This is a genomic window from Thioclava atlantica (assembly GCF_000737065.1).
GTDB lineage: Bacteria > Pseudomonadota > Alphaproteobacteria > Rhodobacterales > Rhodobacteraceae > Thioclava > Thioclava atlantica.
Map to the genome: position 1 here is coordinate 140,137 of NZ_AQRC01000009.1, position 21,473 is coordinate 161,609.

Consider the following 21,473-nt stretch of genomic DNA (forward strand, 5'->3'; position numbering starts at 1 on the left):
GAATTTCAAAGTGAATTAAACATCTGAACAAGTGCGGCACCGCAGCACATTTTGCAGGCCCATGCGTTCTACCAAGCCCATGGATGAGCTTCCGTCGGCTCTTATTGGGTGCTCACAGAAAGGCTCTTACGTTTGCCCCAATCAACTCGGTACTTTTTCGCCGACATGGGCGATCGTAAGTCGGCCCGACGAACGGTCGCACCAGAAGTGAATCCTGCCGGCACCGGGCGTGTAGCGCGAATGCCAGTCGAAGCAGCGTTGGACGCCCGACAGATCATCAAAGTAGAACAGCTTGCTCCGCTGTTCCCCCTCCGGTGTGGTTTTGGTTAGGAAAGTCGGCATCGCGGCATCCTTTATCTTCCAGCGCGCCGCGGCGATCTCGAGGTCCATCAGCGCGTGCTGTGCAGATGCCAAGTGGATCTCGCCAGCCTTTAACGCGCGTAGATGCGCCTCAGTGCGCGGGAGGAAGAGTAAATGCGGGAATATCTCGGCGCGGCGGGCCCACAGCTCTTCGCCGTCGCGCACGTGCTCTCCGGGCATCCGCCGCAGCCATTCGTCATGGCCGCTGACATGCGCGGGCGTGGCGGCGTGATGGACGCGAACGATCTGTTCGTCGCACTCACCGTCTTTATCGAGCGAAATGCGATGGAGCGGCACGGTAGGGACCAGCCAAGGCTCGGTTGCAAAGCTGACGCCGAGTGTACCGACGGTGTGGCTCAGGCCCAGACCGTCGGCCAGAACGTCATTGTGACGATATTCCGCTTCGAGGCCGAATGCTTCACCCAACTCGACACGGAAAGGCGCGCGGTTCTCAAATCCGCGCAATAGCCGCCATTCGTCGCGACTGCGTCCCTTTGCCATAACCGTGCCAAGCCACTGCTCATCGCCGAGCGGAATCGACGCCAGCGGCACGGAGGAGTGGAGCGCCGCGCTCGAATGGATCCGCCGCAAAGACTGCAGCGTCTTGGCCAGCCCCAAGACCGCCGCTTCCGCGGCTTCCTCTTCAACGGCGCCGCTTGGAAAGGACAGTTCGTTTAAGAAAGCGATGAATGTCATATCAACTCAACAGCTGATCGAGCGATTTGTCCCATTGATCGAAGAAACCATCGGGCCAGTCTGTGAGCCGACCCTCGGGGGTGACGACCGGATGAACGCGCTCGGGTTGGCTGATACCGGACGGCCGGCGGAAGAAATTGAGACCGACGTCCCCGGCGAGAATTTCGCCGTTCTTCACGGCGAGGCGAATGCCATTGAGGAAATGATCGCTATGGCTTTCGACCACGATCCTTGTACCAGTCGCGGCGGATCGCGCCATCAATTGCCCCATTGCAGCCTGGCCTTGCGGATGGAGGTGCGCTTCCGGGTTCTCGATCAGGAGCCAGCTGTCAGGCGGTGATGCCAGGCACGCAACGAGAATTGGAAGGACATAAGTCAGCCCGAAGCCGACATTGGTCGAGCGATAGGGATTGGACCCACTGATTCCGGCACTCCCGCCGTAGAAATAATCGAGGCGCACGGCATCGGTGCGTGGGATGTCCTCGACAGCGAGCCCTACGCCGGGGCTGAACTCCTTCAGCCAGGCGTTGACTTGCGAGAGCAGCCCAGGGGCCGCCTCATTGGAATGTCGAAGTTTTGGATTGACCTCATCGTCGCCGAACAGGCTCAGGAAATGCGCAGTATACTGACCGCGGCTTCCAAGAAATCGGCGCTCGTTGACAAGGTGATAGGCCTTCGGAAAGCTCACCTCGGGCCCGGCGCGATCGGCGCGCAGATATTGAAAACAATGTCCGAACAGGCCGCGTTGATGCTCCAGCCCCGAGTAAAAGCCAGACTCGGGTTTGACGGCAAAATGCAGCAAATCGCCTCGAGGATCATAAGCGACGCGATACGCAAAGGCCCGCTCTTTGGGACCATGCAGCGTGATGCCGATTTCTTCGTCATCATGCTCATCGTTGAGCACATCGACACCGGTGCCGAGCTCGAGTAAGTCACCGTTCAGAAGAAAACCCTGGCTCGAGAGGAAGCCAGTATCCCATGATTGGCGGAGCAAAGCCAACGCTTGTAGCGTGGTACTCTTCCCTGAACCGTTCAGACCAGCCAGCAAGGTCAACGGCTTCAGGGGGATATGGATATCGCGGAAGGCCTTGAAATTATGCAAGGTGAGGGCGTTATACATTGGCGACGTCCTTGAGCATCTTTGACACCGTCTCGAACCTCTTGCGCACCTTGCCGATACCGCCAGTACCCTGAGAAATGGCGGACTCGAATTCTCGGTCCTGCATCGCCTCCATCATCCGACGACGGACCTCGTCTTGCCGTAATATGCAGCGCTCGAGTTCGCTGTCCGAGAGGTTGGCGAGCGACACGGCAATGGTCTCGAACAGCGCTTTGTTGATCGGGAAGCGCGCATCGGTTTCGCGATAGCGTTTGCGGAACGCATCTTGGCCGAAGATTTCGCGCGCGCTATCCATCGCCCGAATGAAACTGTGTTCGAGCCTTTGCAGACCGGCATCGTCGAGACGATTTATCTCGCGCATCGCGTCGCCAAGGAAGCGGTCGAAATCATAGGCGCGGAAGTCTTCAGGCCGGGTCATGCTGAAGGCGACGAACCGCAAAACCATCTCACGATCGGCCATTCGTTCGTCGCGAATGCTATAGGTGGTAGCCTGCTTGAACGCCTCGAGCCCAGCCAGCCGGCCAAGAAAATGCCGCGACTTGCCCGGAATCAGGGCATGGCGCAGTTCCTGCGCCGAGAGCGGCATGCCGCCGGTGTTGATCCGCGCGAAGATATTGAACTTCACTTCCTGCGGAGTACCGTGACGAATCACGTGAACGACGAGCTCGGTCTCGCGCAAACGGCGCTTCAGCCGCGCAGGGAGATCGGCGAAGAACTTGCCATTGAAGGATTCACCGAGATATTCCATCCCGGTCAGGCTTAGTGGGGTTTCCCCGATTGCTTCTGGTTCGATGAAGCGCGTTATCGTCGTCAAGCGCTGGATCCCATCGACGATCGCCCAATCCTCTTCCTCGTCTTCGGCGGCATAGAGCGTAGGTAACGGAATGCGGAGAAGCAGCGACTCGATCAACCGGCTCTGCTGGCGATCAGTCCAGATGCCGCGGCGTCGCTGAAAATCGGGTTCGAGATCGATCGCCTTGCTACGGATCCGCGATAGGAGAAGATCAATAGTCATCGAGCGCGTTGTGACGTCGATATCATCAGGATTAAACGGTTCGGCGATCTGTAGGTCGTCGACAGTCTCACTCGGCAGTTCCCGTTCAATACCGCTGGGCGTCCCGAACGAGGTCCCCTCTTCGGTCATGCGTTGCGCGTCGGTGATAATCGTTTCTGTCGCCATGGTCGCAAGCTAGCAAATCACCACATCCAGTTCCAGCAACTGCGCGTCCGCAAAGCAAATAAAGTGGTTCATGGAGCGGCGAGAAGTCGGTGCCTAAACCGGACATTTCATGAGCGAGCAGTGAACGACCGCTTCTCACCCTTTCGACCGCAGCGGCGATCTTGGCACATTGCGGAACTTCTCAACCGGTGTGGTGAGCGGCTTAGTTCTATAGGCCCTCTGCCTGAATTCCATTCTCTGCCAGCCAAGTCTTTCTCCAACGCCAGTCTGGCAAATGCTGCTCCACCTTGATCCAGAAATTTGCGGAATGGTCTGGGTAATGAGCATGTGCCAATTCATGCACTGCAACGTACTGGGCTATGCGGGGAGGCAGGAGGATAGCTTTCCAGTGAAATGAAACGCGGCCGTCGGCGCCGAAAGACCCCCATCTGAAGCCAAGATCTTGAACTTTGACCTCCTGCACTGTCACACCCATGCGGTTGGAAAGCCCGGCGACCTGCTTCTCGAACCATTGTTGGGCTCTCCGCGTATACCATGAGACAAAGATGTCCCGCCCTCGATGAATAGAGCCGCGTCTCAGGCAGAACCGGCCGTTTTTCAGGCTGAGGTCTACCAGTTGATTGTCAATAAGACGCAGGCGGTGGCTCCGGCCAAGGTACAAGAAACCTTCACCCTCCACGAATTCCTTTCTCGGGGCACATTGTTGAAGCCTTGCCTTCTCTTCGACCTTGGTGTGAATCCAGATTAACTTCTCTTCAACGAAACTGACCAGTTGATCAGCGGGAACAGTCGAAGGCGCAACGATTGACAGCTCACCAGAACGTTCCACCGTGATCTGCATGGTCTTGCGGCGATCACTGCGATGAACATCGAAGGAAAGACCATCAATCTCCAGTTGATGCTCGCTCACTCGAGCGGGCTTTCCGCCGGTTCGGATTGGAGACATGGGAAGCTTGGACATCAGGCCGCTCGCAGTTTGTCATCATTGGCTTTTGCCTGCTGCATCAGCTGGTCAGCAAGGGCTTCTGCCTCGTCGACACCGAAACCTTGGATTTGCGCGTCGAAAATAATTCCCTATTATCCACGAGAAAAAGCAGGAGGCTCGCCAAGTTCGCGTTCGACAGCTTCTCGGACGAACTGGCCCCTCAAACAGCGTCAAGAAATACGCGAAAATCGGCAGCATCCGCGTGGACCAGTTTCGCGGCACGCGCATCACCATGCGCAGCCAGATAACGCCCTACCATCTCATACCCGAGGGAGTAGCCCACCCATGCCGGGAATTCGTGTGATCCGAAGAACCATTCAGCATGATTGTAATCGGCGCTTTGCCAATCAGCTTGAGCTTTGAAAAGGTAGGGACGCAAGGTGCTGACTGGCACTTGCTCCCAAGGCTCACGCTCGCCGCCATAAACTTCCTGTGCGAAATGCCCAGCCAACCCCTCCGAAACAAGCGCCTCACCGAGTGTTTTGCCATAACCTGGACCGTCCCAGCGTGAGGAATGGTGCAGTTCATGCGCCAGCATACGTTCCAAAGACTGTGATGGGTTCGTCCGCAAGACTGGATTTTCCGGGTCTACGGTAACGTAGATCAGCCCCCTTTCGGGCGCATATCCCAGATGCCCCTTCTCAGGAATGACGGCTTTACCGGCCCTCATGATCACATCCGTATCGAGCAGCGGCAAATGCTTGGCAGACACCGCAAAAGCATCGTCCAGCCGCTCTGAAAGCCATTTAGCTATGCCGGTAAGCTGATGGCGCGCGTTGATCATATGCAAGTTCATCTTGGGCATGGTTGGGAACATCGCATTTGAATGCCTATGACCGCAATGGGCTCTCAGTGGACCTTCGCTGCGACGGGGTCATGGCCACCGAAGACCCCACGACGGTGTGCGTCTCATCTGGCGGCCGACGGCTCCGCAGAGCAGGCCACGCATCTGATCCACAACCGGGATCGGCCTCCATACTGACGTGGTCTCGGCGGTTGAGAGGCCCGATGAAGACTTCCGCTTCCGCACTTTGCTCTCCGGGGTCCTGTGGTTCCACCTCCAGATGATCTCGTCCAGGTATCGCTGTAGGTGCTTCCGTCCGAGACGGTGATACACGCCGATCAGAGCGCGCTGGACGACCGCGTTCACGGCCTCGACGGTGTTGATATGCGCCCCGGTCTTCGTATTCGCATACTGGCGCTTGTTGTGCTGGATCGTATGGTGGCTGGCAAAAGATGCCCCGATCTTTCCGTAACTCGGGTTCTTGTCGGTGACGAGCGCCGAGGTCGGGTCGATCCAGCCCTCGATGATGGGCTTCATCGTGCGCGCTTGAGCATTCGGGATGAGAATAGCTCGAGCCTGACCGTTCCGCGCCGCAGCAACGAGCGCGATCGGCTTGCCTGTTCCTCGACCCCGCTTGTTCTTGACGCCATGGCGGAACTTTGGCTTGCCGCCGACGAAGGCCTCATCGACCTCGACCACACCCGACAGTCGGCCGGCAATGCCCTGCCGATCATCCATCATCTCGCGTATGGCGTGGCCAAGCTTCCACGCGGTCTTCTGGTTCACCCCCAAGATGCGCGACATCACGACCGACGAGATGCCCTTGGAAGACGTCAGCACGAGGAACATCGCGGCGATCCAGGTCCGGAGATCCAGCTTTGTCGCGTGGAGCGGCGTCCTCGTGGTGACGGTGAACTGGCGGCGGCATTCACTCTCGATGCACTGATACAGGCCAGGGCGCACGGATTCACCGCGCAGCGGGCGCGAACTCAAGCTGCCGCAATGTGGACAGAACCGGTCATCGCCCCAGATGGCGTTCTCGAGGAAGAGCCGCGCGTGACGTTCGGTCGGCATCTTCTTCCAGACATCGCGGACGGACTTCAGTTCGGTGATCATGGAGTGGCCTCGCTTCGGGGGAAACCCAGAAGATTGGCCGATTTCTCCTAACCGGAAGCGACGACGTTATGGCGTAGCCGGGGCCTTCGCGAGGCAAGCAGGCTGAGCATTTCCGAAAGCCTTGCTTTTTCTCGTGGATAATAGGGAATAAATATTAGGGCGAGTCTTGCCAGCATGTCATCTCTTTTTCGGGGAAAAGGCGCCGCCGGGTTATCCCGCGGCGGCGCCGTGACACGCCCTCAGGCGCCCTTGACCTCGATGCGCTTGACCTTGGCCTGGGCTTCGGGTGTCTGCGGCAGACGGATCGTCAGCACGCCGTCCTTGAAACTCGCCTCGGCCTTCTCGCCATCGACGCCGGGCGGCAGCGGAATCGTGCGGTAGATCGCGCCATAGCTGCGCTCGGAGAGGTAGTAGCCCTTCTTCTCGTCCTGCCGCTCGATCTTCTTCTCGCCCTTGACGGTCAGCATGTCGTCGCTGACGGACACCTCAATGTCCTTCATCTCCATGCCGGGGAGCTCGATCGACACCTCGACCGCGTTGTCGGTCTCGACCACGTCCGAGCGGGCCTCTCCGCTGCCCCAGGGCCAGTCGAGATCGCCGACGCGGTTCCAGAAGCCTTCGAACAGGCGGTTCATATCTCGCTGAAGCGTAGCGATGGGATTCTGGTCACCAGCTTTCGGTTCGGGCGCGTGATCTTTGTGCGCCCAGGGGATCAGGTCCTTGATCTGCATATCCATTCCTCCTTCTGTTCAGGACGCTTTGACGGCGATCTTCTTCGGCTTAGTTTCGGCCGCGCGCGGCAGCGAGAGCGTCAGCACGCCGTGCGAGACCGATGCCTCGATCCTTTCGGGGTCGAAATCCTCCGACAGGGTGAAGGATCGCTCGTAATCGCCCTCGCCATATTCGGCATAGGCCAGTTGCAGCTTTTCGGTGCTGGTGGGCCGCACCTTGCCGCGGATCGTCAGCACGCGCTTTTCCAGCGTGACATCCACGTCATCGGGGACAACACCCGGCATCTCGAGCATCAGCGTCACGCCCTCGTCTGTCTCGACGATATCGGCCAGCGGCTGATAGACGCGCCCGCCGGTGGTGGTCTCGGGCGTCTCGGCCGGGGTCTTCTCGGCAGTTTTAGTGACTTCGGTGGTCATGTCGAACTCCTCCTCTCAGGCGGCCTTGATCGCGATCTTTTTCGGCTTGTCCTCTTCCGGACGGCCGACGACGATGCGCAGAACGCCATCCGTCATCCGCGCCTCGACCTTGTCATCGGAGGCGGCGAAGGGCAGACGGACGGCACGGCTGAACTTGCCATAGCCGCGTTCGTTGCGGTGCCAGCGGGCGTTCTCGGGCAATTCCGGTGCCTTGCGCTCGCCCGAAATCGTCAGCACGTCGTCTTTCACATGGATGTCGATATCGGCCGGATCGACGCCGGGCAGTTCGGCGGTGATCGCCACGGCCTCGTCGCTCTGCCAGACGTTCACCGCCGGAAAGGCGGGCCGGGCCGCGAACGACGGCGTGAAGCGGTCTGCATCGCGCAGCAAGGAGCGCATCAGCGCGAACGGGTCGCTTCGGCGCATGTATGTGGGATAAAGCATGTCTCGCCTCCTTCATTGCCAATCCATGACACGAAAGGTCTCGTGTCAGCCAGGGTGCCCGAGGAGCCGGACAGGTTGAAAGGTCCGCCGGACGATCGGCGTTCGAGTGTCGTCGCGTTTCCGATAAACTCCCGAACTGGCGAGCCATCGGTGGTCCGCTCTTGCAGCCGAACCTTTCTGCGTGTCCTTGAAACCCCAATTGGGCGTCTCGATTGTAATCAAGGAATGTGTCACGCTCGTTTCAAGAGAGGCACGACGAAATTTTCGCTCAGCGCCAGACACCCCAGGGCCCGAAGCGCGGCGGCGCGATCCGGCCGACCTGCGGCAGGCGCAACGGCGCCTCGGGATGCGTCGGCCGAAGCGGCCCCGCCAGCGCGCGCAGCCGCTGCACCCGCTCCTCGGTCGGCGGATGGGTGCGCAAAAGCGAGGGCACCGGGATGCGGCGGCCTGGCAGGAACATCTCTTCCCACAACCGCCCCGCGCTGCGTTCGAGCTTGAGAAGCGCCGAGGCCAGCCCCTCCGGGTCGCCGCTCAGCCGCGCACCGCCCAGATCGGCCTCATATTCCCGCGTCCGCGATAGGGCAAGCTGCAGCAGCGCCATGATTGTGGGCGAGAAGATCAGGAGAAGCGGCACCTCCCAGGGCACATAGGCCGCACCCATGAGGATCAGCGGCAGGTTCACAAGCAGGATAACCTGGCCGAACCAGGATGCCAGCGACACCGCCCGTGACAACGCATCGGCCAGCCCCATGATCCACAGGTCGCGATGGGCGACATGGGCGACCTCATGGGCCAGCACGCCGGCCAGCTCGCGGCGATCGAGCAGCCGCAAGAGCCCGTCGCTGATGCAGACCACACTGTCTTCCGGCTTGCCGATGGCGAAGGCATTCGGCAATTCGCTGGGGATGTAGTAAAGTTCCGGTACCCGCGGCAGCCCCGCCCGGCGCGCCAGCTCGCCCAGGATCGCCAGCCCCTCGGGAAAGTCGCGCCCGGTCAGGCGGCGGGCGCGATAGGCGCGGATCAGGATCTGTTTCGACATCCCCGGCGCCAGCAGGAGCCCACCCAGCGAGCCCAGAACGATGGCCAGCGCCAGATCGGGGCCGACGATGGCATTGAGGGCGACCCAGCCGATGGCGCCCATTCCCGCCAGCAGCAGGACAGACTGGGCAAGGTTGATGAACCGGTGGCGGGGATTGAACGTCATCTCGGCCGGGCCTTTCATCGGGGTCAGTCGTCCGTAGATAGCCGAAGGGCCGGACGGTTTCGACCCCTGGAATGATCCCGCCCCCGAAAAACGAGGTGGGGCGCGACTTTGGTCTGGCGGTGCGCCGACAACGCATTAAGCTGTTCGCGGGTTGGAACCTAACAGGTGAGAAATGGAAAAGAAGACCGAATACAACATCTGGTATTGGGTGGTGGCTTTTGTGGCCGTTCTATTCCTCCAAAACGCGATCGCGGGCTGGCGATCCGTCGCACCGATCAACTTCAGCCAGTTCCAGACCTATCTCGAGGACGGCAAGATCGAATCGGTCACCGTGGGGCGCGATACGATTTCGGGCCGGTTTACGGTTCCAGTGGAAGGCAAGAACGACTTCGTGACCACCATCGTCGATCCCTCGATCCTGCAACTGATCGACAAGAAGGGGGTCGAAATCACCGGCGTGCCGCAGAACACGTTCCTCGGCACGCTGATTTCCTGGGTGGCGCCGGCGCTCGTCTTCTTCGGCATCTGGATGCTGCTGTTTCGCAAGTTCGCCGACAGGCAGGGTTTCGGCGGCTTCATGCAGGTCGGCAAGTCGAAGGCCAAGGTCTATATGGAAAAGGAAACTGGCGTCAGCTTCGCCGATGTCGCCGGCGTGGATGAGGCCAAGGCCGAGCTGGAAGAGGTGGTGCAGTTTCTCAGGAACCCGGCCGACTACGGCAAGCTCGGTGCGCGCATCCCCAAGGGCATCCTGCTGGTCGGCCCGCCCGGCACCGGCAAGACGCTGCTCGCGCGCGCCGTGGCGGGTGAGGCGGGCGTGACCTTCTTCTCGATCTCGGGGTCGGAATTCGTCGAGATGTTCGTGGGCGTGGGCGCCGCGCGGGTGCGCGACCTGTTCGAACAGGCCCGGAAATCCGCCCCGGCGATCATCTTCATCGACGAGCTCGACGCGCTCGGGCGCGCCCGCGCGGCCGGGCAGGTCGCCGGTGGTCATGACGAGCGCGAGCAGACGCTGAACCAGCTTCTGACCGAGCTCGACGGGTTCGACCCGTCGGCAGGCATCGTGCTGCTGGCGGCCACCAACCGGCCCGAAATCCTCGACCCCGCCCTCCTGCGCGCGGGGCGCTTCGACCGGCAGGTGCTGGTGGACAAGCCCGACAAGAAGGGCCGCATCCAGATCCTCGGGGTACACATGAAGAAGGTGACGCTCGCACCGGACGTGGATGCCGAGAAGGTCGCCGCGCTGACCCCGGGCTTTTCCGGAGCGGACCTGGCAAATCTGGTCAATGAGGCGGCGCTATTGGCAACCCGCCGAAAGGCCGATGCGGTGACCATGGAAGACTTCAACAACGCGGTAGAGCGTATCGTCGCCGGGCTGGAAAAGCGCAATCGTGTTCTGAACGCACGCGAACGCGAGATCGTGGCCCATCACGAGATGGGCCACGCACTGGTGGCGATGGCGCTGCCGGGGGTGGATCCGGTGCACAAGGTCTCGATCATCCCGCGCGGGATCGGCGCGCTCGGTTACACGATCCAGCGCCCGACCGAGGACCGCTTCCTGATGACCCGCGAGGAGCTGGAGAACAAGATCGCCGTGCTTCTGGGCGGGCGCGCGGCCGAGAAGGTGATCTACGATCATCTCTCGACCGGGGCTGCGGACGATCTGGTGAAGGCCACCGACATCGCCCGCGCTATGGTGGCGCGCTACGGGATGGACCCCGATCTGGGCCATGTGAGTTACGACAGCGAGCGACCGGGCTTTCTTGGCACCGGCGATCAGTCGTCCTGGCTCAACCGCCGCTACAGCGACGCCACTGCCGAGCGGATGGACGCGAAGGTGCGCGACATCGTCGATGGGGTCTTCGAGCGCACGGTGGCGTTGCTGACGGCGAACCGCGCCCTGCTGGACGAGACCGCGCAGCGACTGCTGGAGAAGGAGACGCTGGACGAGACCGACCTTGCGGAGGTTCAGGGCAAGGTCCACCCGCCCCGGGGCAAGGCGACTTGATCCAGGTCTTATCCGCGGCACTCATTTCAATGTGTGATCGCATCAATTTTCAACCTGAAGGAGGTCAAAATGGCGAACGGAAAATGCGATATCTGCGGCCGCCCGGCGACGGCGCGCGTGCGGGCCTCGATCAACGGCAAGACGCAGGACATGGAGCTTTGCGACCAGCATTACCGCGAGATGGTGCGCCGGTCGGGCCGCAGCGCCTCGCCGCTCGAATCGCTGTTCGGGCGGTCTTCGCTGTTCGACGACTTCTTTGGCGACAGCGGCTTTGGCAGCATCTTCGGGGACAGCCCGATGCGGGGCCGCTCTGTGGGCGCGACGGATACCGGTGGCGACGTCGGGGATGACGATGTGGTGGACGCGACCTTCGGCGGCGAAGCGCCGCGCCGCGGAGCCCGCCGGGGCGGCGGCGGGCAGACGATCGCCGACCGGTTGAGCGAACAGGGCAACAAGCTGTTGCAGGCGGCGGCGCAGAAGGCGGGCGAGTTCGGTCGCAACGAGGTGGATACCGAACATCTGCTGCTGGCGCTGACAACGTCGGATGTCGTGCGCACGATCCTTGAGCAGTTCAAGATCGATGCGGATGATCTTGCCCGCCAGATCGAGAAAGAGGCCAAACACGGCGAGGGCAAGACCGAGAGCGAGATCGGTGTCAGCCCGCGTCTCAAGGACGCGCTGAACCGCGCCTTCATCGCCTCGAACGAGCTTGGCCATTCCTATGTCGGGCCGGAACATTTGCTGATCGGGCTCGCCGAAGAGGGCGAAGGCCTCGCGGCGGCGATGCTGCGCAAGCTGGGGCTGACGCCGCAGGCGCTGCGCCAGCAGGTGACGAAGGTGGTCGGCAAGGGTGCCGAGGAAGGCCGCGTCGAGACTCCGTCGAACACCCCCGATCTCGACCAGTTCAGCCGCGACCTCACCAAGGCCGCGCGCGAGGGCAAGCTCGATCCGGTGATCGGTCGCGCCCGCGAGATCGAGACGACGATCGAGGTTCTTGCGCGGCGCAAGAAGAACAACCCCGTGCTGATCGGCGAGCCCGGCGTCGGCAAGACCGCCATCATCGAGGGGCTCGCCCAGCGGATCGTGGCCGGCGAGGTGCCCGAGGCCCTGCGCGACAAGCGGCTGGTTGAACTGAACATCAACTCGATGGTCGCAGGGTCCAAGTATCGCGGCGAGTTCGAGGAGCGCGTGCAGAAGATCCTCAAGGAGATAACCGAGGAGAAAGACAACCTCATTCTCTTCATCGACGAGATCCACACCATCGTCGGCGCCGGCCAGGGCGGCGGCGAGGGCGGACTTGACATCGCCAACACATTCAAGCCGGCGTTGGCGCGCGGCGAGTTGAACCTGATTGGCGCGACAACGCTCAACGAATACCAGAAATACATCGAGAAGGACGCCGCACTCGAACGCCGCTTCCAGCCGGTCTATGTGGACGAGCCCACGGTCGCACAGACGATCATGATTCTGCGCGGGCTGCGCGACACGCTCGAAAGCCACCACAAGGTGACGATCACCGACGAGGCGATCATCGCCGCCGCAGAGCTTTCGGATCGCTATATCACCGGTCGCTTCATGCCCGACAAGGCGATCGACCTGATCGACCAGGCCGCGGCGCGGGTGAAGATCTCGGCCACTGCGCGGCCCGTGGACGTGCAGGAGCTCGAAGCCGAGGTCGCGCAGATCAGGCGTGAACAGGACTATGCCGCCGCGCGCAAGCAATTCGACCGGGCGGCCGAGCTGAAGAAGGAACTGGAGGCCAGGCAGACGGAGCTCGACGAGCTGCTGGAGGTATGGAAACGCGATCAGGCTTCGGCGACAGCCGAGGTGCGCGCCGATCACGTCGCCCAGATCGTCTCGAAGATCACCGGGGTTCCGGTCACCGAACTGACCACCGAGGAGAAGGACAAGCTCCTCAAGCTCGAAGACAAGCTGCACGAGCGCGTCATCGGCCAGGAAGAAGCGATCCACGCCGTGGCCGATGCGGTGCGTCTCGCGCGCGCGGGTCTGCGCGAAGGCTCCGGTCCGACTGCGACCTTCCTCTTCCTCGGGCCGACCGGCGTCGGCAAGACGGAACTGGCCAAGACGCTGGCCGAGGTGATCTTCGGTGATCAGGATGCGCTTCTCAGGATCGACATGTCGGAATATGGCGAGCGTCACGCGGTGGCACGGTTGGTCGGTGCGCCTCCGGGCTATGTCGGCTATGACGAGGGGGGCCAGCTGACCGAAAAGGTCCGCCGCCGGCCCTATTCGGTGGTGCTGCTCGACGAGATCGAGAAGGCGCATCCGGATGTCTACAACATCCTGCTTCAGGTGTTCGACGACGGGCGTCTGACCGACGGCAAGGGGCGCGTCGTAGACTTCACCAACACCATCATCATCGCCACCTCGAACCTCGGTTCCGACATCATCCAGCGCAACCTACAGAAGCGCGGCACGAAGGAGTTCGACGAGGCAAAGCAGAAATCCGAACTGATGGACGTGCTGCGCGGTCATTTCCGGCCCGAATTCATCAACCGGATCGACGAGATCATCGTCTTCCACTCGCTGAACCAGTCGGAGATCCGCCAGATCGTCGAATTGCAGTTGAACCGGGTGAAGCGCACCGCGATGACCCAGGGCGTCGAACTCGAATTCGACACCAGCGTGGTCGATCATTTCGGTGCCGTCGGCTTCCGCCCCGAATTCGGCGCCCGCGAGCTGCGCCGGCTGATCCGGTCGGAGCTGGAGACCGAGTTGGCCCGCGAGATGCTCTCCGGGCGGATCGAGGATGGTGACAAGGTCCGCGTCGCCTGGTCGGAGGACGAACAGAGGGTCGTGTTCGAAAAGATCGTAAAGGACACCGGTGACGACAGCCCGGACGATCCGGCCCAAGCCGGGATCGGCGAGTCCAGCGAAGTTGCCGAAAACAAGACGGACGTTCCGAAGCCCAGCGTTGGGGATGAGGTGCAGTCCAAGGACGACAAGTCCGCCGAGTGACAGCGCAAAAGACTGGCCCGGCGCGATATCGGTCGCGCCGGACCATCTCTTCGGAGAGTTATAGGAAGGTCCACGGCATGAACGTCATTAGATCATTCCGCAATCTCGACCGGCACGGCCAACAGCGCGCGCCTGAGGTCATCGAGGAAGAGGTGCGGCAACTTGAACCGCACCTTGCGCGCTTTCGCGAGGATCTGGTCCGGCTCGAAGTCGTTGCCTCGCAGACGAGGGGCAAGAAGCGCATCAAAATCAGCCTGCGCCTGCAACTGCCGTCGGGCGTGATCGTGGCGCGGGAAGAGGGATTCGAGATCGAGCCTGTCCTGCGCAAGACCTTTGCCGACCTGCGCCACCAGGTCGATCGGCATGTGGCGCGCCTCAAGCACGAGCCTGAATACAAGCGCCCCGCCCGCCGGCGCCGGATCGGCGCCCCGCTGCCGCCCGCGCGGGATGCGGCGGAAGCGGACCGGCGCCAGCTCTTCTTTGACCTGATCGAGGATCATCTCGATACGGTTTACGATACCGTCAGGCGCGAGTTGACCTATCTGGAGTGTAGCGGGTCTGTGCCGGCTGGCTACCTGAGCGTTCGCGATATCGTCGATGCGACGATCCTCAAGGGGCTGGCCCGCTTCGAGGATCGGCCTTCGGAGTTTTCCGTCGGCGACTGGCTGAAACGGCTGGCTTTTCAGACCATCGAGGAAGAATCCCGCGCCGTGCCTGAGGATGCCGCCTCCATCGAGGCGGAACCCGAGGCCCCGGCGGAGGATCCGACCGAGGCGGATCAGGCGATGTTCGAGTTCTACCAGCCCGACGAAGTGCTGATGCTGGAGGACCTCATCGCCGACGACGGCGGCACAGACCCCGAGAGCCAAGCGGATCGGCATAAGATCGCCATGGTGCTGCACCGGGCAATCGCCGATCTTCCGTCGGTCGAACGCCGCGTTCTCTATCGGCTCCACCTCGACAACGCTACGATCGCGGAGACGGCAGACCTTTTCGGCCTGACCGAGACAGAGGTCGCGGAGATCGCAGAAAATGCGGGCGCGACACTACGCGCGAGGCTTGCCGAAGCCGGGTTTGTCAGAGAACCATCAGGCCGCGCGCCCGTCCAACGGGAAATCGCTCACACGCAGCGTCTGCCTCAGCCGATCGAGGATCGCCGCCGCTTGGCCGCCGCCCTAACCGGCGAGGAGGTCGGCTCCGACACCTTACATGGAACTGAATAGGAGATCGACCAATGACCACAGCCTCTGAAAACCCGACCGACAAGATGCAGGACATGCTGTGCAGCCTGTCCCGGAATTGGTGGGCATTCGTGTTACGCGGCGTGCTCGCATTGATCATCGCAGTGTTAGCCTTCGTCATGCCTGCGGAATCGCTTCTGGCGCTCACGCTGGTCTTCGGCGCGTTCGCCTTTGCCGACGGCGTGTTCGGCCTCGTCGCCGCGATACGTAACATCCGCAAGGGCGAACGCTGGGGCTGGCTGATGTTCAGCGGCATTCTGGGCATCGCCACGGGCGTCGTCGTGGTTGTCTCGCCTTTTGTCGCGACGCTTGTGCTTGCGACATTCCTCTGGGCCAGCATCGCCTTCTGGTCCGTGTTCTCGGGTGCCCTCGAGATCGCGGCAGCGATCCGCCTGCGAAAGGAAATCGACGGCGAAATCTGGCTGATCCTAAGCGGCCTTCTCTCGGTCGTTCTCGGTGTCGTCGTGACCTGGATGCTGCTGACGCGCCCGGTCGAAAGCTTCCTCGCGCTCGGCTGGCTGATCGGCTTCTACGCCGCGTTCTTCGGGGTGATGATGATCCTCCTCGGGTTACGGCTTCGCAAGGCGGATCGTTCGGACGGTGCGGCCTTCGATGACGCTCCCCCATCGGCAAAGGCGTGAGGTGCCCTGTGATGCATGACGGGCGACTTGCCGGCGAGGAGCACGATTTCACCCGATGGGACGAAACGATCTTCGACCGTTGCCTGAGCACCGGCTTCAATCCGTTCGGCAGCGGTCCGACGCCAATCTTCCTGCGGCACCGGGACGCAGAGGCGCCGGACGCCGATGCAAAGCCGTGCATGCCACCTGACACCGAAAATGCGAGGTGCTGATGTCGAACCGCCTGCCTGACTTGGTATTTGCTGGTGCGGCCGCTGCCTTGGGCATCGGAATCCTTTTCGTTTTTCGTTCGATGTATCTTGCCGAAGACATACTGCCTTTCGCGCAGGAGATGACGCTCATCTTCCTCGGCGCTGTCGTGACGATCATTCTGACCGCGGCGCTTCTCAATCGCCAGACCGATCTCGAGCTTCGCAAGGAAGGAAGGGTCATCATCCTCCAGCAGCAATGCGACATTTACATGGCCTGTATCGAGAAGGTCGCAGAGATCGTGGAAACCGCAAGGCACGATGCGAAGCTGATCGATGAACTGCGTGTTCTCAGCCACAAGCTGGCTGTGGTCGCGAGTGCAGGGGTCGTGTCCAGCTTCGAGCAGGTACTGGAGAGCTTGCAGTCCGGTTTTGCTGACGGCACGCTCTCGGACGGGGACGGAGAGGGCGTGATGAATGCCGTCGCCGATCTCACGATAGCGATGCGGTCGGACGTCCTGCACGCTGCTGCCTTTCCTTCGCAGAACACCGAACGCGCCGTTCGCCTGAATTCGAGGCGAATGGAAAAACTCGACGATCTCGAACGTCACCTTCTCGTATCCACCGACACCCGGGAGAACTGATATGCGCGGCCATAATCGTCCACCATTCCCGCCGAAAATTCCCGGAACCGATCTGCCATCCTGGGACGTGCCGACGGCAATCATCTACCGTCCTGCCCGTTCCGCGATGACATCGGCGCCTCGGCCCAACTACTGGGTCCTGGAGTTCGAGCCGTCCCGGCCGCTTCAGATCGACCCGCTGATGGGCTACACCTCCAGCGACGACGCCTATCGCCCGATCCGGCTGAAATTCCCCGACCGCGACAGCGCCGTGGACTTCGCCGAGCGGCAGGACTGGCATTATGTCGTGCGCGAGGACGCCCCGCACCGCACCGCGCCCAACCCCTGGCGGGGGCAGGAAAGGCACCGACTCTACAAGGGGGCCGATGCGCCGGGGGCCTTTCGGGTCTCCTCCGGCACGGGTCAGGGGCATTCGGACCACCGCCTGCGAAGGGCGGTCGATCAAGATGGCGCGCGGGATCTGTCCGGGACCGATGATCGCCCGCTCGATCCGGTGCTTGAGGCCGATCTCGAATCCTTCCCCGCTTCTGATCCGCCGGCCTGGACGGGCGTGACCGTCGCGGCGGGGCGGCGCAAGACGTGACGCCCCGCCTAAAGAGTTGAGACTTTGCCACACCCCAACCGAGGAGAGACGAAATGTCCAATGCCAAGACAATTGAGAACCTGAACAAGGCGCTCAGGATGGAGATCAGCGCCGCACACCAGTATCAGCTTCATGCCCATGTCCTGGAGGACTGGGGCCTTGTCGGTCTCGCCGCGCAGATGCGCGAGGAACAGACCGAGGAAACCGGCCATTCCGACCGCTTTCTGGAGCGGATCCTGTTTCTCAAGGGTGAGCCCGAGGTGGCTTTCGACAAGCCGCCGGTTCGGGCAAAGACCCTGCGCGAGATGTTTGAAGCCGACCTCAAGGACGAGGAAGAGGCGATTGCCTTCTACAGCCAGGCGGCACGCGCCGCGGCAGAGGAAAACGACATCGGATCGCGAATGCTGTTCGAGGAAATCGTGCTCGACGAGGAAGGGCACAAGGCCTGGCTGGAGTTGCAGCTCGAGCTCATCGAAAGGCTGGGCGAGGCCAGTTACAGCCTGCGCTTCCTCGATGAGACCAAGGCCGAAGCGTGACGGCGAGGGGCAAGGCGGGCGCGCGCGCGCGCCTTGCTCCGCCACGACCGCCAGACACCCCGATGAACGCGGAGACTGCCACTGTTTCCCTATCTTGACAGCGTCGCACGCCGTTACCCGCCCGTCATCATATGGGCGCTCATTGCTGCGAACGTCCTCGCGTTTCTCTATCAGACAAGCCTGCCGCCGCGCGTGGTAGACAGGTTCCTTTTCGAGTTCGCGCTGGTGCCTTCGCGCTTCTTCGGACAGCTAAGCCTCATCGCCCCGTCCGGCTGGACCCCATTCCTGACCAATATCTTCCTGCACGGGGGCTGGCTTCACCTCATCTTGAACATGTGGACGCTCTGGATTTTCGGCCCCGCGGTCGAGGACCGGCTTGGGCCGGGCCGGTTCACGCTGTTCTATCTGTTCTGCGGTATCGCGGCCAGCCTGGCGCATGCCCTGGCCAACCCCGATTCCGTCATTCCCGCGCTCGGCGCATCCGGCGCGATCGCGGGCGTGATCGGCGCTTATGCGCGCATGTTTCCGGCGGCGAAGCTGGTGGTGATGGTGCCGGTTCTCTTCCTGCCGCTGTTCTTCGAGGTCCCGGCCCTTGGCTTCGCGATGATCTGGCTCGGCCTGCAGGTGATCCCCGGCATCCTGTCGCTGGGCGATCAGGCCATGGGCGGCGTCGCCTGGTGGGCGCATATCGGCGGGTTCGTCGCCGGTTGGCTCGTCACGCCATTCCTTCGAAGGCGCGCCGACGGCTATCGCAACTATTACCGCGACGAAGGCATCTCCGGCTTTTTGCCCGACGGCCGACGGCAAGGAGGACAAGGTCCATGGACATAACGCAGCTTTTCTGGCTCTTCTTCATCTTCTCTGCGCTGCAACCGGTGCTTCAGCGCAGATATCTGGAGGCGATGCGCACCCGCAAGATTGCCCAGATCGAGAAGAAACGCGCGAGCCGCGTCATCTCGCTGATCCACCGGCAGGAGACCATGAACCTGCTGGGCTTTCCCCTGATGCGCTACATCGACGTCAACGATTCCGAGGAAGTCCTGCGTGCGATCCAGATGACCGACGACGAGGTGCCGCTCGATATCGTGCTGCACACGCCGGGTGGGCTGGTGCTGGCAGCAACCCAGATCGCGCGGGCCATTCAGGGCCATAAGGGAAAGGTCACCGTGTTCGTGCCGCATTACGCGATGTCGGGCGGCACCTTGATCGCGCTTGCCGCCGACGAGATCGTGATGTGCGAGCATTCCGTGCTGGGCCCCGTCGATCCGCAGCTCGGCCAGATGCCCGCCGCCTCGCTGATCAAGGTCGTCGAGGAAAAACCCATCGCCGAGATCGACGACCAGACGCTGATCATGGCCGATGTCGGTCGCAAGGCCATCGCGCAGATCGAGGCCTTCGCGAAGCGGCTTCTCTCGGACAAAATGGATGAGGCCCGGGCGGCGGATGTGGCGGCGAAACTGGCGACCGGCACCTGGACCCATGATTATCCGATCTCCGCCGATGAGGCACGCGAGCTGGGCCTGCCCGTCGGAACGGACATGCCCAAGGAAGTCCTGGAACTGATGACGCTTTACCCGCAGCCTGTGCGGCGGCAGGGCGGCGGCGTCGAATATCTGCCCGTGCCGCGAGAACGCGAGGCGCGCCGCGGCCTGTCTGGCCACTGACGTCGAGAGAACCATCCACCGCCCGGAGGACCGGGCCTGCTCAGCAAAGGAAACCAAATGACGACCGTTATCTGCCCGAACTGCAATTCCACCAACCGGGTGCCGCAAGAGCGCCTGGGCGACAATCCCAATTGCGGACGCTGCGGCGGCGCCCTCTTTCAGGGCCATCCGGTTACGCTAACGGCGGCGAATTTCGACCGCCACGCAAATGCCGACCTGCCGTTGCTCGTCGATTTCTGGGCCGAGTGGTGCGGACCATGCAAGATGATGGCGCCCCAATTCGAAGCGGCGGCGCGCTCGCTCGAACCCCGTGTCCGCCTGGGCAAGCTCGATACGGAAGCCGAACAGCAGATCGCCGGCCGCTACGAGATCCGCGGCATTCCCACCATGATCCTCTTCAAAGGCGGCAAGGAAATCGCGCGCCAGAGCGGCGCGATGTCTGCCGCCCAGATCGCGCAATGGGCGCAATCGCGGCTCTGATGATTTTGGCTCCTGGCCTTCCCTGCGCCATGCGATTTGGATAAGTCAAATGCACGGCGTGACCGGATTTCTCGAAAGTGCGGCCCTGCTGGTGGCTGTGGCGTTCGTGCTGGTCACGATATGCTCACGGATCGGCGTGCCCAGCATCGTGGGGTACATCTTGGCGGGTCTGTTGATCGGGCCGGCCGGTTTCGGACTGCTTGCTCAGAGCACGGCCCTCACCAACATCGGCGAGATTGGCGTGATACTCCTGCTGTTCGCGCTCGGCCTCGAATTCTCGTTTGAGAAGCTTGTGACGCTCAGGCATCACGTTTTCGGTGTCGGCGGCGCGCAGGTCGCGATCACGACAGTACTCTCTGCGGTCTTGGGAAGTCTGGCATTCGGCTTCGCGCCCGTCGCCGCGATTCTTGTTGGCGGGGCCGTTGCGATGTCATCCACGGCCATGTGCCTGAAAGTGCTCGCAAGCCTGGACGCTCTGGCGTCGTCTCAGGGGCGCCTGGCCATCGCGGTGCTTCTGTTTCAGGATTTGGCAGCCGTCGCATTCCTGCTTCTTCACGATGCAACGAGCGGGGCCGCTGAAGGGCATGCCGCGATAACGGTCATCGCCAGCGCGGCAGCTTTGGTTGCCGCGCTGTTCATTGCCCGTGGTCCGTTGCAGGTGCTTGCCCGCTGGGTGGCGTCGCGTGGCGATCCGGAACTTGCCCAACTCCTCGCGCTCACCATTGCGCTCGGGTCTGCGATCGTGGCGACCTACGCCGGCCTTTCTCCAGCACTCGCCGCATTTGCGGCCGGCATGATTATCGGCGAGGGAGACGCGCGCCAGGCGGTCGAAAAGGAAATCCGGCCTTTTCGCGATTTATTTGTGGGGATTTTCTTCATCGGCATCGGAACGCAACTGCCGCTTGGGATCTTGCCTTCGTCTTGGCAGAGCGTCCTGTTCTGGCTCGCCATTCTGGTTCTGGGAAAGACGCTGATCGTTTTACTCCTCGCCCGACTATTCGGCGAGTCGCTTCAGACCTCATGGCGGGCCGCGATCATCTTGGCCCACGGAGGAGAGTTCAGCCTGATGCTGCTGTCGGTTTCCTCCGCGTCGGGCATTGTGGCGGAGGAATTCGCCGGCCCTCTCCTGCTCGCGATTGGTGCGAGCATTGTGGTCGGTAGCCTCATGATCAGGCGGTCGGGATAGAACACCTGAGTTTTTCGTCTACAGATGATCTTCAGCATCTGCGCCAAATTTAGGAATGGAGCCGTCAAACATTACACAATGTGCGCCAGAGCCAAAATTGCATGCCTGTTCACAGCCGAGACTTTATTTCGCACGGTCGAAGGTGAAAAATGACCTCTCGGCAGACCAATGTGAGCAGCTACCGAAACCTGCGATTTGGCAATGCTGTACTCGGTTCTGAGCAACGTCTCCGCATAGCGGAAACCATTTTAGGGAAAGCAGACTTCAAAGAGAAGCTCTGAGCCGTGCG

The 21,473-nt window shown here is 61.8% G+C and carries 21 protein-coding genes; 11 read left to right on the top strand and 10 right to left on the bottom strand.

Annotated features, from left to right (window positions below; genetic code table 11):
- Positions 1 to 141: 141 nt before the first annotated feature.
- The 10 genes from DW2_RS12330 to DW2_RS12375 all read right to left on the bottom strand — a co-directional run bounded on the left by DW2_RS12330 (position 142) and on the right by DW2_RS12375 (position 9,037).
- Positions 142 to 1,056, bottom strand: a complete 915-nt coding sequence (locus tag DW2_RS12330; protein ID WP_038146981.1) for a hypothetical protein — start codon at positions 1,054 to 1,056, stop codon at positions 142 to 144.
- 1 nt (position 1,057) lies between these two features.
- Positions 1,058 to 2,176: an AAA family ATPase gene (locus DW2_RS19405; protein WP_038146983.1), complete on the bottom strand. Its 1,119-nt coding sequence runs from the start codon at positions 2,174 to 2,176 to the stop codon at positions 1,058 to 1,060.
- Complete coding sequence (locus DW2_RS12340; protein WP_038146985.1) at positions 2,169 to 3,356, bottom strand: DUF262 domain-containing protein; 1,188 nt, start codon at positions 3,354 to 3,356, stop codon at positions 2,169 to 2,171. Before DW2_RS12340 ends, DW2_RS19405 begins: the two co-directional genes overlap by 8 nt.
- Positions 3,357 to 3,564: 208 nt before the next feature.
- Entirely contained in the window at positions 3,565 to 4,317 is a 753-nt protein-coding gene (locus tag DW2_RS12345; protein ID WP_081874973.1) for a M48 family metallopeptidase, read from the bottom strand.
- A 184-nt stretch (positions 4,318 to 4,501) separates the two neighbouring features.
- Positions 4,502 to 5,146, bottom strand: coding sequence for a DUF2268 domain-containing putative Zn-dependent protease (locus DW2_RS12350; RefSeq protein ID WP_038147078.1), 645 nt, complete (start codon positions 5,144 to 5,146; stop codon positions 4,502 to 4,504).
- Positions 5,147 to 5,215: 69 nt separating this feature from the next.
- Positions 5,216 to 6,241, bottom strand: a complete 1,026-nt coding sequence (locus DW2_RS12355) for an IS1595 family transposase (RefSeq protein ID WP_038146989.1) — start codon at positions 6,239 to 6,241, stop codon at positions 5,216 to 5,218.
- Positions 6,242 to 6,480: 239 nt separating this feature from the next.
- Positions 6,481 to 6,978: an Hsp20/alpha crystallin family protein gene (locus DW2_RS12360; RefSeq protein WP_238321325.1), complete on the bottom strand. Its 498-nt coding sequence runs from the start codon at positions 6,976 to 6,978 to the stop codon at positions 6,481 to 6,483.
- Positions 6,979 to 6,990: 12 nt separating this feature from the next.
- Positions 6,991 to 7,389: an Hsp20/alpha crystallin family protein gene (locus tag DW2_RS12365; protein WP_038146990.1), complete on the bottom strand. Its 399-nt coding sequence runs from the start codon at positions 7,387 to 7,389 to the stop codon at positions 6,991 to 6,993.
- 15 nt (positions 7,390 to 7,404) lie between these two features.
- Positions 7,405 to 7,833: an Hsp20/alpha crystallin family protein gene (locus DW2_RS12370; protein WP_038146992.1), complete on the bottom strand. Its 429-nt coding sequence runs from the start codon at positions 7,831 to 7,833 to the stop codon at positions 7,405 to 7,407.
- A gap of 268 nt (positions 7,834 to 8,101) precedes the next feature.
- Entirely contained in the window at positions 8,102 to 9,037 is a 936-nt protein-coding gene (locus tag DW2_RS12375; RefSeq protein WP_038147080.1) for a zinc metalloprotease HtpX, read from the bottom strand.
- A 172-nt stretch (positions 9,038 to 9,209) separates the two neighbouring features.
- Between DW2_RS12375 and ftsH the strand changes: the two genes are divergently transcribed.
- From ftsH to DW2_RS12435, 11 genes are all read left to right on the top strand, one after another.
- Positions 9,210 to 11,042, top strand: a complete 1,833-nt coding sequence (gene ftsH, locus DW2_RS12380; protein WP_038146993.1) for an ATP-dependent zinc metalloprotease FtsH — start codon at positions 9,210 to 9,212, stop codon at positions 11,040 to 11,042.
- A gap of 69 nt (positions 11,043 to 11,111) precedes the next feature.
- The gene (locus tag DW2_RS12385; protein WP_038146994.1) at positions 11,112 to 14,021 is read left to right on the top strand and encodes an ATP-dependent Clp protease ATP-binding subunit; all 2,910 of its coding nucleotides are present in this window, start codon (positions 11,112 to 11,114) and stop codon (positions 14,019 to 14,021) included.
- Between the two features lie 77 nt (positions 14,022 to 14,098).
- Positions 14,099 to 15,244, top strand: coding sequence for a sigma-70 family RNA polymerase sigma factor (locus DW2_RS12390; RefSeq protein ID WP_038146995.1), 1,146 nt, complete (start codon positions 14,099 to 14,101; stop codon positions 15,242 to 15,244).
- Between the two features lie 53 nt (positions 15,245 to 15,297).
- The gene (locus tag DW2_RS12395; RefSeq protein ID WP_272944428.1) at positions 15,298 to 15,903 is read left to right on the top strand and encodes an HdeD family acid-resistance protein; all 606 of its coding nucleotides are present in this window, start codon (positions 15,298 to 15,300) and stop codon (positions 15,901 to 15,903) included.
- 211 nt (positions 15,904 to 16,114) lie between these two features.
- The gene (locus DW2_RS12405; protein ID WP_038147000.1) at positions 16,115 to 16,735 is read left to right on the top strand and encodes a hypothetical protein; all 621 of its coding nucleotides are present in this window, start codon (positions 16,115 to 16,117) and stop codon (positions 16,733 to 16,735) included.
- A gap of 1 nt (position 16,736) precedes the next feature.
- On the top strand, positions 16,737 to 17,318 hold the full coding sequence (locus tag DW2_RS12410) for an NADH dehydrogenase ubiquinone Fe-S protein 4 (protein WP_038147002.1): 582 nt from the start codon (positions 16,737 to 16,739) through the stop codon (positions 17,316 to 17,318).
- A 53-nt stretch (positions 17,319 to 17,371) separates the two neighbouring features.
- Positions 17,372 to 17,854 carry a bacterioferritin gene (locus DW2_RS12415; protein WP_038147004.1) on the top strand — a complete coding sequence of 161 codons (483 nt, stop codon included), beginning with the start codon at positions 17,372 to 17,374 and terminating at the stop codon, positions 17,852 to 17,854.
- A 225-nt stretch (positions 17,855 to 18,079) separates the two neighbouring features.
- Positions 18,080 to 18,685, top strand: a complete 606-nt coding sequence (locus DW2_RS12420; RefSeq protein ID WP_238321326.1) for a rhomboid family intramembrane serine protease — start codon at positions 18,080 to 18,082, stop codon at positions 18,683 to 18,685.
- Positions 18,676 to 19,518, top strand: a complete 843-nt coding sequence (locus DW2_RS12425) for an SDH family Clp fold serine proteinase (protein WP_038147007.1) — start codon at positions 18,676 to 18,678, stop codon at positions 19,516 to 19,518. The genes DW2_RS12420 and DW2_RS12425 overlap by 10 nt, the downstream gene beginning before the upstream one ends.
- A gap of 57 nt (positions 19,519 to 19,575) precedes the next feature.
- Positions 19,576 to 19,998 carry a thioredoxin TrxC gene (gene trxC, locus DW2_RS12430; protein ID WP_038147008.1) on the top strand — a complete coding sequence of 141 codons (423 nt, stop codon included), beginning with the start codon at positions 19,576 to 19,578 and terminating at the stop codon, positions 19,996 to 19,998.
- Between the two features lie 49 nt (positions 19,999 to 20,047).
- Complete coding sequence (locus DW2_RS12435) at positions 20,048 to 21,184, top strand: cation:proton antiporter domain-containing protein (RefSeq protein WP_038147009.1); 1,137 nt, start codon at positions 20,048 to 20,050, stop codon at positions 21,182 to 21,184.
- The last annotated feature ends 289 nt before the right edge of the window (positions 21,185 to 21,473 follow it).